This window comes from Allobosea minatitlanensis, assembly GCF_964020775.1.
Genome location: NZ_OZ224509.1, coordinates 3,071,839 through 3,085,565, shown reverse-complemented (window position 1 = coordinate 3,085,565; position 13,727 = coordinate 3,071,839). Strand labels below are relative to the sequence as shown.

The window sequence follows — 13,727 nt, the reverse complement described above, 5'->3', positions numbered from 1 at the left end:
CCGGTGTCCCGGCCTCCCGGATCGGGGCGGCCGGCCTACTTCACCAGCCCGACTTCGTGCATCACCTTGGAGACGCGCTCGATCTCGTTCTTCAGGAAGCTGTCGAACTCGGCGCCGGCCAGGTAGGAATCATCCCAGCCGCGGGCCTTCAGGATCTCCTGCCACTCCTTCGACTTGACCATCTTCTCGACGGTGTCGATCAGCGCCTTGGTCTGCTCGGCCGAGAGGCCGGGAGGGGCGACGACCGAACGCCAGTTCAAGAGCTCGAGATCGATGCCCTGCTCCTTGAGGGTCGGGGCGTCGGGGGCGTTCTCCAGCCGCTTGCCCGAGGAGACGGCGAGCACGCGCAGCTTGCCGGCCTTGATCTGGCCCTCGAACTCGCCATAGCCGGAGACGCCGGCGGTGACGCGCCCGCCGAGCATCGCCGCGAGCGCCTCGCCGCCGCCCGAGAACGGGATGTAGTTGATCTTCTTGGCATCGGCGCCGACGGCCTGGGCGAACAGCGCGGCGAGGATGTGGTCGGTGCCGCCGGCCGAGCCGCCGGCCCAGGTCACCTTGGCCGGGTCGGCCTTCAGCTTCTCGGCGAGGTCCTTGGCCGTCTTGAGCGGCGATTCGGTCGGCACGACGATGACCTCGGCCTCGGCCGTCAGCCGCGCGATCGGCGTCGTCTGCGACAGGTTGACCGGCGATTTGTTGAGCAGGATCGCCCCGACCATGACGAAGCCGTTGACCATGAGCTGGTCGCCCTGGCCCTTGGCGCCGATCAATTGGGCGAGGCCGATGGTGCCGCCGGCGCCGGTGACGTTGTTGACCTGCACGCTCTTGACGATGCCGGCGCCGGTGAGGGCCTGCTGCATCGAGCGGGCGGTGCCGTCCCAGCCGCCGCCGGGGGCCGCCGGGGCCATGATCTTGAGCTCATTGACCTGGGCGAACGCCGCCGTCGAGAGCGCCGCGAACGCAACCGCCGTGATCGCGCCGCGCTTCAGGAACGATGTCAGCATGGATTTCCTCCGGATTCCGGCCTTTGCCGTCGGTTATTGGGGCGGCAAGCCTGTGACACCCTGCCGCGCCAAGCGTCAATTGCGCCCGATTGAATAATCTCCTGTCAATAATTTTCGAATTCAAGCGGTGTTCGCGGCAGAGTCTACACCTTTCGATTTACGACCCTGCCGCGGGGTTTTCATTCCCGGCTGGCGGCCTTTCCTCCGATCGCGTAAGCGCAAGCCATGAGCCAGACGCGTTCCGCCGATCGCAACGAAACCGGGCCGGACCGGGGAGTGCTGCCGCAGCGCCTCGCCGGCCTCGGCGCGGCCCTGATGGTGCTGATGCCGCTCGCCATGTGGCTGGCCAATCGCTCGGCGCCGCTGACGCTCGGCCTGGCGGCCGCGCTCCTGCTTGCCGCGGCGGCCGCGGCCGGGAGCTCGCGGGAGGTCGCGGCGCGGCTGCGCCGCCTGCTGGCGACGCCGCCGGGGCTGGCGCTCGCCGCCTTTCTCGGCTGGGCGCTGCTCTCGATCCTGTGGAGCCATGACAAGGCGGCCTCGCTGCGGGCCTGGGGCGAGCTCGCTCTGCCGATCGTCTTCGCGCTGGCGCTCGCGGCCTCCGGCCGGTTCAGGCCGCGCCCGACCTGGCTGCGGGCGCTGGCCTTCGCGATCCTTCTCGCCTGCCTGCTGGTGATGGTGGAGCTCGCCTCGGGCCTGTCGCAGCGCGCCGCGCTCGGCCTCGGCAAGCTGATGAGCTTCGTCTTCAACCGCCCCGCGATCACCGCGCTGGTCCTGGCCGCGCCGACGATCCATGGCCTCTGGAGCCTGCCGGAGGGGCGCCGTTTCGACCGGATCCTGGCGATCGCGCTGGCCCTGGCGGTCGCGGCCTGCGCCCTGCGCTCGGAGAGCGCCTCGGCACGGCTCGGCGTCGCGGTCTGCGCCCTCTGCTGGGGGCTGGCGGCGCTATGGCCGCGCCTGACCCTGACGGCCGCCGGCTGCGCCTTCGTCGTCGCCATGGCGATGGCGCCGGTGCTCGGCATCGCCGCGCGGGACGGGCTGCCTTCGCTGATCCTGAACCGTTTCGCGGTGATGACCGGGCAGGCCCGCATCGACATCTGGCTGAGCTTCGGCGAGGTGGCGCGGGCGCGGCCGCTCGCCGGCGCGGGCTTCGGCACCTCGGCCACGATGCACCGCAATCCGGTCGTTGCGGAGGTCGCGCCCGAGCATCGCCTGCTTCTGGGAGCGGGCCACCCGCACGACATGCCGCTGCAGGCCTGGGCCGAGACCGGCGCGGTCGGAGCCGGTCTCCTCGTCCTTGCCGGCCTGCTGCTGCTGGCGCGGCTTCGCCGCCTGCCGGCGCGGGAGATGGCGCCCCGCCTCGCGCTGTTCGCGGCGGCCTTCGCGATTTCCGTCGTCGGGCACGGCGCCTGGCAGGGCTGGTGGATTGCCGTTCTGGGGGCCGGAATCCTCTGGTTCGGTCCGGGTGCGGCGCGGCCGCAGGGAGAAGACCATGGCTGACTACGACGTCGATCTCTTCGTCATCGGCGCCGGCTCCGGCGGCACGCGCGCCGCGCGCATCGCGGCCGGCCACGGCGCCCGCGTGATGATCGCGGAGGAGGACAGGATCGGCGGCACCTGCGTCGTCCGCGGCTGCGTGCCGAAGAAGCTTTTCGTCTATGCCAGCCGCTTCGCCGAGGATTTCGAGGACGCCGCCGGCTTTGGCTGGACGCTGCCCGGCAAGCCCGTCTTCGACTGGCCGACGCTGCGCGACGCGGTGGCGGACGAGGTCACCCGCCTCTCCGGCCTCTACCGCAAGGGGCTGGAGGGCGCGAAGGCCGAGATCCGCGAGGAGCGGGCGGTGGTCGAGGGGCCGCACGAGGTGCGCCTGCAGAAGAGCGGCGCGCTCGTCCGCGCCCGCCATATCCTGGTCGCGACCGGCGGCTGGCCCTCCTTCGATCCGCCGATCCCGGGCGGCGAGCTCGGCATCTCCTCCAACGAGGTCTTCCATCTGCCGGCGCTGCCGAAGCGGCTGCTCGTCGTCGGCGGCGGCTATATCGCGCTCGAATTCGCCAGCCTCTTCGCCCGGCTCGGCGTCGCGGTGACGGTGCTGCATCGCGGCGACAACATCCTGCGCGGCTTCGACGAGGATATCCGCACCCGCCTGCGCGACGCCCTGGCCGAGGCCGGGATCGCCTTCCGCCTGGGCTGCACCATCCGGCGCATCGAGGCGCTGCCGGACGGCAGCCGCCGCGCCCATTGCGCGTCGGGCGACCCGATCGAGGCGGATGTCGTGCTCGTCGCCACCGGCCGCCGGCCCAATACGAAAGGGCTCGGCCTCGATAAGGCCGGGGTCGCGCTGGGGGCGCTCGGCGAGATCGTCGTCGACGCCACCTCGGCCAGCAGCGTGCCCTCGATCCATGCGGTCGGCGACGTCACCAACCGGGTCAACCTGACGCCGGTCGCGATCCGCGAGGGCCATGCCTTCGCCGACACCGTCTTCGGCGGCAAGCCCTGGACCGTGGATCACGGCACCGTCGCCTCGGCCGTCTTCACCACGCCGGAGATCGGCACCGTCGGGCTGAGCGAGGCGCAGGCCGTTGCCGCGGGGCACAGGCTGCGCATCTTCGAATCGAACTTCCGGCCGATGAAGGCGACGATTTCGGGCCGGCGCGAGCGCATCTACATGAAGCTCATCGTCGACGCGAAGACCGACAAGGTGCTCGGCGTCCACATCCTCGGCCACGATGCCGGCGAGATCGTCCAGGCCACCGCGATCGCGGTGACGATGGGCGCGACCAAGGCCGATTTCGACCGCACCGTGGCGCTGCATCCCAGCGCGGCCGAGGAGCTGGTGACGATGCGGACGCCGTCGCGCTGAACGTCTCTCTGGGGGAGAGGGGCGGTCCTTCCCCGATCGGCCGGGGCAGGCCCCGGCGGCCTGCATGGCGCGCAGTGGCTATTCCGCAAGCTTGGGTGTATAGCCGCCCCTTCGCGCGACCAAAGGTTAACGATGCGCGATCTTCGAGAGGTCAGGAGCACGTAGTCCCATGTCCGAGCGGTGGACGCCAGAGAGCTGGAGGGCCAGGCCCGCCCAGCAGATTCCGGATTATCCGGACCAGGCAGCCTTGAAGGCGGTCGAGCAGCAGCTCGCCGGCTTTCCGCCGCTCGTTTTTGCAGGCGAGGCGCGCAAGCTCAAACGGGCGTTGGGCAAGGTCGCGGCCGGCGAGGCCTTCCTCCTCCAGGGCGGCGACTGCGCGGAGAGCTTCGCCGAGCATTCCGCCGACAACATCCGCGACTTCTTCCGGCTGTTCCTGCAGATGGCGGTGGTGCTGACCTTCGCCGGCGGCTCGCCGGTGGTGAAGGTCGGGCGCATCGCCGGGCAGTTCGCCAAGCCGCGTTCGGCGCCGACGGAGAAGATCGGCGACGAGGAGCTGCCGAGCTACAAGGGCGACATCGTCAACGACATCGCCTTCACGGCCGAGGCCCGCGTCCCGGATCCGCGCCGCCAGCTCGAGGCCTATCGCCAGTCGGCGGCGACGCTGAACCTGATCCGCGCCTTCGCGACCGGCGGCTACGCCAATCTCGACAATGCGCATCGCTGGATGCTCGGCTTCGTCAAGGACTCGCCGCAGTCGCATCGCTACCAGGAGGTGGCGGAGCGCATCACCGAGACGCTCGACTTCATGCGCGCCATCGGCATCGACCCGGAGACCCATCCGGAGATGCGCACGACGGACTTCTACACCAGCCACGAGGCGCTGCTGCTCGGCTATGAGCAGGCCCTGACGCGCACGGATTCGACCACCGGCGAGTGGTACGACACCTCCGGCCACATGATCTGGATTGGCGACCGCACGCGCCAGCTCGACCACGCCCATGTCGAGTTCTTCCGCGGCATCAGGAACCCGATCGGCCTGAAATGCGGCCCCTCGACCACGGTCGACGGCCTGCTCAAGCTGATCGACGTGCTCGATCCGCAGAACCAGCCCGGCCGGCTGACCCTGATCGGCCGCTTCGGCGCCGACAAGGTCTTCGACAACCTGCCGGCGCTGGTGCGGGCGACGAAGCGGGAAGGCCGCAACGTCGTCTGGTCCTGCGACCCGATGCACGGCAACACGGTCAAGGCGGCGAGCGGCTACAAGACGCGGCCCTTCGACCTGATCATGACCGAGGTGAAGAACTTCTTCGCCGTCCACCAGGCCGAGGGCACCCGCGCCGGCGGCCTGCATCTGGAGATGACCGGCAAGAACGTCACCGAATGCACCGGCGGCGCCCGCGGCATGACCGATGCGGATCTGAACGACCGCTACCACACGGTCTGCGATCCGCGCCTCAACGCCGAGCAGGCGCTGGAGCTCGCCTTCCTGGTCGCCGAGCTGGTCAAGCGCGACCGCGCCGGCCGGGCCCGGCCGGAGGTCGAGGCGGCCGAGTAGGCGCGTTCGGCGAGTCTGCGAACATGCGAAAAGGCCGGGACGCTCGTCCCGGCCTTTTCGCCGTGCGGCTGCCGGCTGTCAGAACTTGACGCCCACCGCGGCGCGGGCGGTGTTGACGGTCGTCGTCGTGCCCTCGACATCGGCGAAGCGGATGAGCTGGTATTCGCCGCGCAGGAAGATGTTCTCCGCCAGGGCCCAGTCGACGCCGCCGCCGACGGTGAGGCCGAAGCCGTAGACGTTCTTCTTGCTGGCGCCGACGGTCAGCGGATAGCCGGCGGCCTGTCCCTGGCTGACCGTTCCGGTCAGCGGGTTGGTCTGGGTGAGGTTCCACCGCGCGTCGATGGTCGAGCTGGTGTTGAAGCGGCCGACCGCGCCGCCGAGCGTGGCGAAGGGCATGATGCTGCCGAAGGCCCAGCCCAGGCGAAGCCGCGCGGTCGCGTAGTCGTCGAGCTTGGCGGCCTGCTGCGTGGTCAGCGAGATGTCGTTGACGTCGCCATTGGCCGTGACGAACCGGCGGGCGATGTAGTCGTCGATGCGGTAGCTGTGGCCGGAGCGGGTGTAGTCGGCCTCGATGCCGATCACCGCGTCGCCGAAGGCGACATTGTAGCCGAGGAAGCCGAAATAGGTGGCGCCGCTGTCGCTCTTCTCGGGCAGGTTGTTGACCAGCCCGCCCATGTCGACCTGCTGGCCCAGCGCCGTGTTGCGGAAGGCGAAGCGCGCCAGGTCCTGCAATCCCGTATCGGGCTTGAACTTGGTGTCGGAGACGCCGGCGCCGCCGCCGACATAGAAGCCGGTCCAGTTGTAGGAGCCGGCATAGAGGCTGGGAGTGGGCGCGTCCTCGATCTGGGAGCCGCGCAGCACCGGATAGTCGGCTGCGAGGGCGGGAGCGCTCAACAGGGCGGCCAGGGCTGCGGCGCCGGCCGCGCCTCTCACGGTACCGATGTGCATCCCGACCTCCCCGGCAGCGATTCGGTTCCGTCCCGTCCAGCCCTGCCCAGGGGCGATTCATGCATTGGTAACCCTAACGCTGGGTTAACGTCGCCTGTGCCGGCAGCCCGCTCCGGCCGGCGCCTGCGAGGCTTCGCGTCGATTGTCGGCGCCGGCCAAAAGCGCCATAAGCCACATCATGACATCCTCCGCCTCGACCGCGCCCCTGGTTCGCTTCGCCCCGTCGCCCACGGGCTATCTCCATATCGGCAACGCCCGGCCGGCGCTGTTCAACTGGCTGTTCGCCCGCCGCCATCGCGGCCGCTTCCTGCTGCGCTACGACGACACCGACACCGCCCGCTCGAAGCCGGAATATGCCGAGGCGATCGCTGAGGATCTCGGCTGGCTCGGGATCGTGCCGGACGAGGTCGTCCGGCAGTCGCAGCGCCTGGCGATCTACGACGCCGCCGCCGCGCGCCTGCGTGCGGCCGGGCGCCTCTATGCCTGCTACGAGACGCCCGGCGAGCTGGACCGCCGCCGCAAGCGGCAGCTCGCCCGCGGCCTGCCGCCGATCTACGACCGGGCCGCGCTGAAGCTGACGCCCGAGCAGAAGGCGGCCTTCGAGGCCGAGGGCCGCAAGCCTCATTGGCGTTTCCTGCTCGAGGCGCGCGAAATCGCCTGGGACGATCTTGTGCGCGGCCCGTCCCATGTCGACTGCGCCTCGCTCTCCGACCCGGTTCTGGTCCGCGAGGACGGCAGCTATCTCTACACGCTGCCTTCGGTGGTCGACGACATCGAGACCGGCGTGACCCATGTCATCCGCGGCGAGGACCATGTCACCAACACGGCGGTGCAGGCCCAGATCTTCGCGGCGCTCGGGGCGGCCCTGCCGGTCTTCGGCCATCACAACCTGCTGACCACGGCGAGCGGGGAGGGGCTGTCGAAGCGGCTCGGCCATCTTTCGCTGCGGGGCCTGCGCGAGTCCGGGGTGGAGCCGCTGGCGGTGGCGGCGCTCGCCGTCCTCGTCGGCACGTCGGACGCGGTGCGCCCCGTCGAGAGCCTTGACGAGCTCGCCGGCCTCGTCGAGCTCGCTCATGTCTCGCGCGCCCCGGCCAAGTTCGACGAGCATGAGCTGGAGGCGCTGAGCGCCCGCACGCTTCACCATATGCCGTACGCCGTCGCGGCCGGGCGCCTCGCCGAGGCGGGTATCGCTGGCGGCGAGGCCTTCTGGCTGGCCGTGCGCGGCAATCTCGCGACCTTCGCCGAGGCGAAGCTCTGGTGGCAGGTCGTGCAGGGGCCGGTCGCGCCGGCCGTCGCCGATGCCGGTTTCGCGGCGAAGGCGGCCGCGCTGCTGCCGCAGGAGCCCTTCGACGCCACGAGCTGGAAGAGCTGGACGCAAGCCGTCGCCGCCGCCACCGGCGCCAGGGGCAAGGCGCTGTTCATGCCGCTGCGGCAGGCGCTGACCGGGCTCGACCACGGCCCGGAGCTGGCCGCCCTGCTGCCGCTGATCGGGCGCGAGAAGGCGCTGAGGCGGCTGGCCGGCGAGAGCGCCTGACGGCGCCACCCGTCATTGCGAGCGCAGCGAAGCCATCCGGGGGGACTTGGCTGAACCGTCAGCCCCGCCGCCCCCGGAGGGCTTCGTCGCTGCGCAATGACGATGCCGAGCCCTCATTCGTGCCGGTGCATCGCCGAGGCGTGCTTGGTGTCGCGCATCAGGGCGTAGACCAGGAACGAGATGAAGATGATCCCGGCGAGGTAGTAGTAGAACCACTCCTCATGGCCCTGCTGCTTGAAGAACAGGGCGATGGCCGGCGCCGTGCCGCCGAAGATCGAGACGGTCAGCGCATAGGGCACCGCGACGCCGGTGGCGCGCACCGAGGTCGGGAACAGCTCGGCCTTCACCACCGCGTTGATCGAGGTGTAGCCGGCGGTGAAGATCCAGGCGCCGCAGATCAGCAGGAAGGCGATCCAGGGCGATTTGGTCCCCGAAAGCGTGGTCAGGATCGGCACGGTGAGCAGCGTGCCGGCGATGCCGAAGAACATCAGCACCGGCTTGCGGCCGATCCGGTCCGAGAGCGCCCCGTAGAGCGGCTGCAGGATCGCCGCGAAGATCAGCGAGGCGGCGATGACATAGGTGGTGACGATGTCGGAAAGGCCGACCGTCTGCTTGACGAAGGTCTGCATATAGGTGGTGAAGGTGTAGAAGGCGGCGGTGCCGCCCGCCGTGAGGCCGACCACGATCGCGACCTCGCGCGGATAGCGCAGCAGGCCGCGCAGCGAGCTTTCGCGCTTCATCGTGCTCTTGGCCGCCTCGAAGGCCTCGGTTTCCTGCATGTGGCGCCGCATGAACATCGCGGTGATGGCGAGCCCGGCGCCGATCACGAAGGGGATGCGCCAGCCCCAGGCGACGAGCTGCTCATGCGTCAGGAAGACGTTCTGGAGCAGCAGCAGCACCAGGATGGCGGTGAGCTGGCCGCCGATCAGCGTGACGTACTGGAAGCTCGAATAGAAGCCGCGATGCTCGGGATCGGCGATCTCGGTGAGATAGGTCGCGCTCGCGCCGTATTCGCCGCCGAGGCTCAGCCCCTCGATGATGCGCGCCAGCGCCAGCAGGGCCGGCGCCGCGAAGCCGATCGTCTCATAGGTGGGCGTGAAGGCGATGAGCAGCGAGCCGAAGCACATCATCAGCACCGAGACCATCAGCGAGAGGCGCCGGCCGTAGCGATCGGCGAGGTGGCCGAACAGCCAGCCGCCGACGGGGCGGACGATGAAGCCGGCCGCGAACAGCGTCGCGGCGTTGAGCTGCTGCACCACCGGGTCGTGCGAGGGGAAGAAGGCCCCGGCGAAATACAGCGCGAAGGCGGTGTAGGCGTAGAAATCGTACCATTCGACGAGGTTGCCGACGGAGCCGATGAAGATCGCCTTGATCCGGCGCTTGGCGTCGGCGAGTTCGATCGGGTGCGGATGATGCGGCTGTGACGCGCTGACGTCCGACATGAAGGCCTCTGCATGTGGCGTCGGGAGCGTCAGAGGCAGAAGTCCGCATGGAAGATGCGGGCACGGTGCGGTCTGGCGGCCTCCCGAGGGGGCGGCGAGATTCGCCGTTTATGCGACGGTCCGGGTCATGCGTCCAGCGCCGAGCGCAGCGTTCGCCGGCAATGCCGCTTACCACCCGCGCATGGAACCTTTTCCGGTCAGGGCCTGACCAGTTGCGGGCTGAGATTGGGCGCCAGGTTGGGCGCGACGATCCTGACCGCGCGGCGCTCGCCGGTGACGCTGCGCGACTCGCTCTTCAGGCCGTCGCCCTTGTCCAGCGTCTTCTCGTCGACCGTGTCGGGGCCGACGCCGGCCGATTCCGTGCCGGAGGTCGGCGAGTTCTCGGAGGGCAGCGGCGCCTCGTCCGGGATCTGGGGCAGCGCGGTGGTCGCGGCGGCGGGCTCGGGCGTGGCGTTGCGGCGCTTCGGATCGACCTTGGGCCGCGACAGCTCGGCGGCGCGCTGCTCGGTGACGATGACGTCGCCCTTGCGCTTGTCGAGCAGGTATTCGGCGCTCTTCAGGGCCTCCGACCAGCTCTGACCCTGGCCGCGGCAGGTGCAGGCCGAATCGAAGCTGCGCTGGTACTTGCCGGCGTTCGGCAGGGAGGAATAGGGCTGGCCGGTCGAGCGCGAGGCGGCGTTCTGGATGTCGCCCCCGGTGCTCATGCCGAAGGCGGTCGTCTCCGTGCCCGGGCAGAGCGCCTGGCACATCTCGTCGGCATTGCCGGTATTGTTGGCGAGCGGGAAGAAATAGCCGTCGCAGGTCCGGACGCAGACGGTCTGCGGGCCGCCGAGGCGCGGCTTGTCCGGCTCGATCACCGAGCGCTCCGGGTCGAGCTCGGGCATGGTCGAATCGACCTCGCCGGGGCCGGGATCGCGGCCGAAGATCGTATCGAAGAAGCCGCGCGGACGCGGGCCGCAATTGTTGCTGATCGCGGCGGCGAGCTGGGCGCGCCGCTGCTCGAGCCCGCCGCCCTGCGCCTGGCGCTGCAGCGCGCCATATTGCGCCTGGAGCTGGCCGAGCTGGGCGCGGATGGCGCCGCATTGCGGCGGAGGCTGCTCGCCGAAGAACAGGAAGCCGCCGCGCTCGCAGCCCATGGCGCGATACTGGTCGCTCATCCGGGCGAGCTGGGCGCCGACGCGCTGGGCCGCCTGCGCGGCGCGCGCATCGCCGCCGCTGCGGCCCTGCAGGCTCTGCAGCTCCGCGCGCCACGCCTCGCAGGAGGCGGACTGCGCGGCGGCCGTTCCGCTCAGGGCCGCCAGCGCCAGCAGGGCCATGCCGAAGCGTCTGGAGAATCGCAGCATCATCGCAAGTCGGGTCACGTCATCCACTGTCGGAGCAGCCCGTGCGGCCGCAAGCTCCTGCCAACAACACCCGCCAAACACGACGGAACTATGGAACCCCGCACGCAAGCCCGGCGCTGACTCGGCAGGGATGGCGCCGCCCCCGCATGCCACATCCGGGCCGGCGCAGCAATCCGGCGCGAGTCGGATCGCCGTGGTGGAAAACTGGCGCATTCCCTCGGCGGCGGCGCCGGGCGGTGCCGGAGCGGCCATTCCGGGCTTGACCCGGAATCCGTGGTAGAGCACTGAGCCGATGAGGGATTCCGGGCGGCAGCGCTGTCGCGCTCCGGCCGGGATGACGGGCCTGTTTCCGCGCCAAGGCAGCATGCTCTAAGAACCGCGGCGGGTCGGGCCTGAGCCGGATCGCCGCCTGTCATCGCGAGGCCAGCGCCGCCATGTCCGACTATCTGCCGCTTCACGAAGCCGTCATCCCGGAGCTGCCGAACTATTATCGCGGCAAGGTGCGCGAGAATTACGACCTGCCGGACGGGCGCCGCATCCTGATTTCGACCGACCGGCTCTCGGCCTTCGACCGCGCCATCGCCTCGATCCCGCTCAAGGGGCAGGTGCTGACCCAGACGGCGCGCTACTGGTTCGAGCACACGGCCGACATCTGCCCCAACCACGTCCTCGACTATCCCGACCCCAACGTCGTCGTCGGCAGGCGCCTCGAGATCCTGCCGGTCGAGATGGTGGTGCGCGGCTATCTCGCCGGCACCACCGGCACCTCGATCCTGACCATGTACAAGCAGGGCCGGCGCGAGATGTACGGCATCCGCCTGCCGGACGGGCTGCGCGACAACCAGGAATTGCCGCAGGCGATCATCACCCCGACCAGCAAGGCCTTCGACGGCGGCCATGACGAGCCGCTTTCGGCGGCGCGGATCGTCGGCGAGGGGCTGCTGACGCAGAAGCAGTGGGACATCGTCTCGGCCCATGCGCTGGCGCTGTTCGCCCGCGGCCAGAAGCTCGCCCGCGAGCGCGGCCTCATCCTCGCCGACACGAAATACGAGTTCGGCACCGACGCCGAGGGCAACATCCTGCTCGCGGACGAGATCCATACGCCGGATTCGAGCCGCTACTGGTTCGCCGGGAGCTATCCGGAGCGCTTCGCCGGCGGCGGCAAGCCGGAATCCTTCGACAAGGACTTCGTCCGCAACTGGGTGGTGGCGCGCTGCGATCCCTACAAGGAGGAGCTGCCGCCGATCCCGCAGGAGCTGATCGACCAGACCTCCGCCGTCTATGTCCGCGCCTATGAGACGATCACCGGGCAGGCCTTCGCCTACCCGCCCAGGGGCGAGAACCCGCAGGAGCGGATCAGGCGCAACCTGGCCAAGTATTTCTGACGAGCTTCAGGCGTTCGATCGAACCGCGCCCCTCATTCCGGGGCGGGATATTCCTAAGACCCGTCCTCCTCGCGGTAGTTCCCTGCGAGCAGCCGGCCGCGCTCGGTCAGGGTCGAGAGCACGCGCTCGAACACCTTGATCTCGTCGGGCGCGATGCCCTCGATCCAGCGCGCCTCGAAGCCGAGCGCCAGCGGCACGATCTGGTCGTAGACGCGCTTGCCGGCGGCTGTCAGCGTCACGAAGGATTCGCGCCGGTCCTGCCGGTTCTCGGCGCGCGAGACGAAGCCGCGCTTCTCCAGTTCCGTCACCGCGCGGGAGACCTTGGTCTTGTGCATCTGGGCGAGCTCGCCGATGTCGCGCGAGGTCAGCTTGCCGAACTCGCCGAGCTGCGCCACCACGCGCCATTCCGGGATGCCGATGCCGAAATGTTCGGCATAGATCCGGCCGAGCGCCCGGCCGCCCAGCGTGCCCACGACATTGAGGCGATAGGGCAGGAAGCGCTCGAGCCGGAGCATCTGGTCCTGGGCGGCGGACGGGTTTTTCTCTGTCATGGGCAGCTCTGTAGCGGGTTCCGGAAAATCCGGCGAGCCGGCGCGGCGGTCATTCACAGGGAGGACCGGACGATACAGGCGAACGCGGCCGCTGTCGCGCGGCGCCCGCTTGCTTCCGTCGGAACCATGATAGAATCCGGCGGTTGCCCGGCCTCGTCCGGGATTGCGGGACAGGGAGGCGGCGTGGCCGAGGCGTCCGGGGCCGGAACAGGTGGCGGCGTGACGATGCGGCATTGGGCCCGGCACTGGCTGCGGACCTGCCGCAGGATGCCGCTCCGCGCGCTCGACCGGCTCGCCCGCGACGGGATCGCGCCCGAGCAGACGATCCACGAGTTCCGCCGCCTGATGAAGGCCTGGCGGGCCCTGCTCAAGCTCGCGCCCGCCGGCCTGTCGCAGCAGGCGCGGGCGGTCAGGGCCGCGGCCGGGCGCCTGCGGCGCGGCTTCGGCCCCTCCCGCGACCGGGCCGTCATCGCCGGGGTTCTCCGCAAGCTCTGCCCGCAGCGGCTCCCGCCGGACGACGCCGAAGCGGCGGCTGCGGCGGCCGGCGCCCTGCTGCGCGAACAGGGCGAAGCCGTCCGGACGGAATTGCGCAGGCTCTCCGCCGCCATGGCGGAGTGGTCCCTCGCGGATGAGACGGGCGATTTCCTGGTCCGGGCTTGCGGGCGCAGCTACCGGCGGGCGCGGCGCCGGGCGCGCAAGGACGCCCGGCGGATGAGCATCGAGCGCCTGCATGACTTCAGGAGCGCGGTGGTCGATCTCGGCTGCCAGCTCGGCTTCCTCGCCCCGGCCGAATCCGCGGGGCTGCGGCGGCAGGCCGCGCTGGCGGAGCGCCTGCGCTCGCGGCTCGGCCGCGCGATCGATCTGGACATGGCCCGGACCTGTCTCGCCGCGGAAGCCGGGATGGCGGATGGCGGCCGGCTCATGCGCGAGATCGAGCGCCGGATCGCCCGGCAGCGCCGCCGGGCGTCGAAGCTGGCGGACCGGCTGCTGGCGCGGCGCCCCGGGCGCGTCCGCGCCCGGCTGGCCGCGGCGCTGGGGCGCCATCCGCCGGGGCGGGCGAGCTTCGCCTGAGCCTGTTCCGGCGAGCGGCAGGGGCGGGGGGAGGCCGGGC

11 protein-coding genes are annotated in these 13,727 nt (G+C 70.4%); 6 read left to right on the top strand and 5 right to left on the bottom strand.

What is annotated here, in order from left to right; genetic code table 11:
* Window positions 1-35 precede the first annotated feature (35 nt).
* On the bottom strand, window positions 36-1,001 hold the full coding sequence (locus ACWH43_RS15150; protein WP_158444580.1) for a Bug family tripartite tricarboxylate transporter substrate binding protein: 966 nt from the start codon (window positions 999-1,001) through the stop codon (window positions 36-38).
* Between the two features lie 225 nt (window positions 1,002-1,226).
* Between ACWH43_RS15150 and ACWH43_RS15145 the strand changes: the two genes are divergently transcribed.
* From ACWH43_RS15145 to ACWH43_RS15135, 3 genes are all read left to right on the top strand, one after another.
* Complete coding sequence (locus ACWH43_RS15145; protein ID WP_158444579.1) at window positions 1,227-2,498, top strand: O-antigen ligase family protein; 1,272 nt, start codon at window positions 1,227-1,229, stop codon at window positions 2,496-2,498.
* Window positions 2,491-3,858: a glutathione-disulfide reductase gene (gor, locus tag ACWH43_RS15140; protein ID WP_158444578.1), complete on the top strand. Its 1,368-nt coding sequence runs from the start codon at window positions 2,491-2,493 to the stop codon at window positions 3,856-3,858. Before ACWH43_RS15145 ends, gor begins: the two co-directional genes overlap by 8 nt.
* A gap of 169 nt (window positions 3,859-4,027) precedes the next feature.
* Window positions 4,028-5,413, top strand: a complete 1,386-nt coding sequence (locus ACWH43_RS15135; protein WP_158444577.1) for a class II 3-deoxy-7-phosphoheptulonate synthase — start codon at window positions 4,028-4,030, stop codon at window positions 5,411-5,413.
* A gap of 78 nt (window positions 5,414-5,491) precedes the next feature.
* Here ACWH43_RS15135 and ACWH43_RS15130 read toward each other — a convergent pair whose 3' ends face one another.
* Window positions 5,492-6,361 carry an outer membrane protein gene (locus ACWH43_RS15130; RefSeq protein ID WP_158444576.1) on the bottom strand — a complete coding sequence of 290 codons (870 nt, stop codon included), beginning with the start codon at window positions 6,359-6,361 and terminating at the stop codon, window positions 5,492-5,494.
* A gap of 178 nt (window positions 6,362-6,539) precedes the next feature.
* On the opposite strand from ACWH43_RS15130, the gene gltX reads away from it, so the two are divergent.
* Window positions 6,540-7,895 carry a glutamate--tRNA ligase gene (gene gltX / locus ACWH43_RS15125; protein ID WP_158444575.1) on the top strand — a complete coding sequence of 452 codons (1,356 nt, stop codon included), beginning with the start codon at window positions 6,540-6,542 and terminating at the stop codon, window positions 7,893-7,895.
* A gap of 113 nt (window positions 7,896-8,008) precedes the next feature.
* Here gltX and ACWH43_RS15120 read toward each other — a convergent pair whose 3' ends face one another.
* Complete coding sequence (locus ACWH43_RS15120; RefSeq protein ID WP_158444574.1) at window positions 8,009-9,337, bottom strand: MFS transporter; 1,329 nt, start codon at window positions 9,335-9,337, stop codon at window positions 8,009-8,011.
* A gap of 197 nt (window positions 9,338-9,534) precedes the next feature.
* Window positions 9,535-10,698, bottom strand: a complete 1,164-nt coding sequence (locus tag ACWH43_RS15115) for a DUF2865 domain-containing protein (protein WP_260347915.1) — start codon at window positions 10,696-10,698, stop codon at window positions 9,535-9,537.
* A 416-nt stretch (window positions 10,699-11,114) separates the two neighbouring features.
* Here ACWH43_RS15115 and ACWH43_RS15110 point away from each other — a divergent pair, with 416 nt between their 5' ends.
* The gene (locus ACWH43_RS15110) at window positions 11,115-12,065 is read left to right on the top strand and encodes a phosphoribosylaminoimidazolesuccinocarboxamide synthase (RefSeq protein ID WP_158444572.1); all 951 of its coding nucleotides are present in this window, start codon (window positions 11,115-11,117) and stop codon (window positions 12,063-12,065) included.
* A gap of 53 nt (window positions 12,066-12,118) precedes the next feature.
* Here the strand turns inward: ACWH43_RS15110 and ACWH43_RS15105 are convergent, their stop codons facing one another.
* Window positions 12,119-12,616, bottom strand: a complete 498-nt coding sequence (locus ACWH43_RS15105) for a MarR family winged helix-turn-helix transcriptional regulator (protein ID WP_260347914.1) — start codon at window positions 12,614-12,616, stop codon at window positions 12,119-12,121.
* Between the two features lie 183 nt (window positions 12,617-12,799).
* Between ACWH43_RS15105 and ACWH43_RS15100 the strand changes: the two genes are divergently transcribed.
* Window positions 12,800-13,687 (top strand): CHAD domain-containing protein, encoded by an 888-nt coding sequence (locus ACWH43_RS15100; RefSeq protein ID WP_260347913.1) that lies wholly within the window; start codon window positions 12,800-12,802, stop codon window positions 13,685-13,687.
* Window positions 13,688-13,727 lie beyond the last annotated feature (40 nt).

What these genes read in the sequence shown, in the direction of transcription:
- ACWH43_RS15110 (WP_158444572.1), top strand. Translation starts at nt 11,115, where the DNA reads ATGTCCGACTATCTGCCGCTTCACGAAGCCGTCATCCCGGAGCTGCCG.
- ACWH43_RS15105 (WP_260347914.1), bottom strand. Translation starts at nt 12,616, where the DNA reads ATGACAGAGAAAAACCCGTCCGCCGCCCAGGACCAGATGCTCCGGCTC.
- ACWH43_RS15135 (WP_158444577.1), top strand. Translation starts at nt 4,028, where the DNA reads ATGTCCGAGCGGTGGACGCCAGAGAGCTGGAGGGCCAGGCCCGCCCAG.
- ACWH43_RS15130 (WP_158444576.1), bottom strand. Translation starts at nt 6,361, where the DNA reads ATGCACATCGGTACCGTGAGAGGCGCGGCCGGCGCCGCAGCCCTGGCC.
- ACWH43_RS15120 (WP_158444574.1), bottom strand. Translation starts at nt 9,337, where the DNA reads ATGTCGGACGTCAGCGCGTCACAGCCGCATCATCCGCACCCGATCGAA.
- gor (WP_158444578.1), top strand. Translation starts at nt 2,491, where the DNA reads ATGGCTGACTACGACGTCGATCTCTTCGTCATCGGCGCCGGCTCCGGC.
- gltX (WP_158444575.1), top strand. Translation starts at nt 6,540, where the DNA reads ATGACATCCTCCGCCTCGACCGCGCCCCTGGTTCGCTTCGCCCCGTCG.
- ACWH43_RS15145 (WP_158444579.1), top strand. Translation starts at nt 1,227, where the DNA reads ATGAGCCAGACGCGTTCCGCCGATCGCAACGAAACCGGGCCGGACCGG.
- ACWH43_RS15150 (WP_158444580.1), bottom strand. Translation starts at nt 1,001, where the DNA reads ATGCTGACATCGTTCCTGAAGCGCGGCGCGATCACGGCGGTTGCGTTC.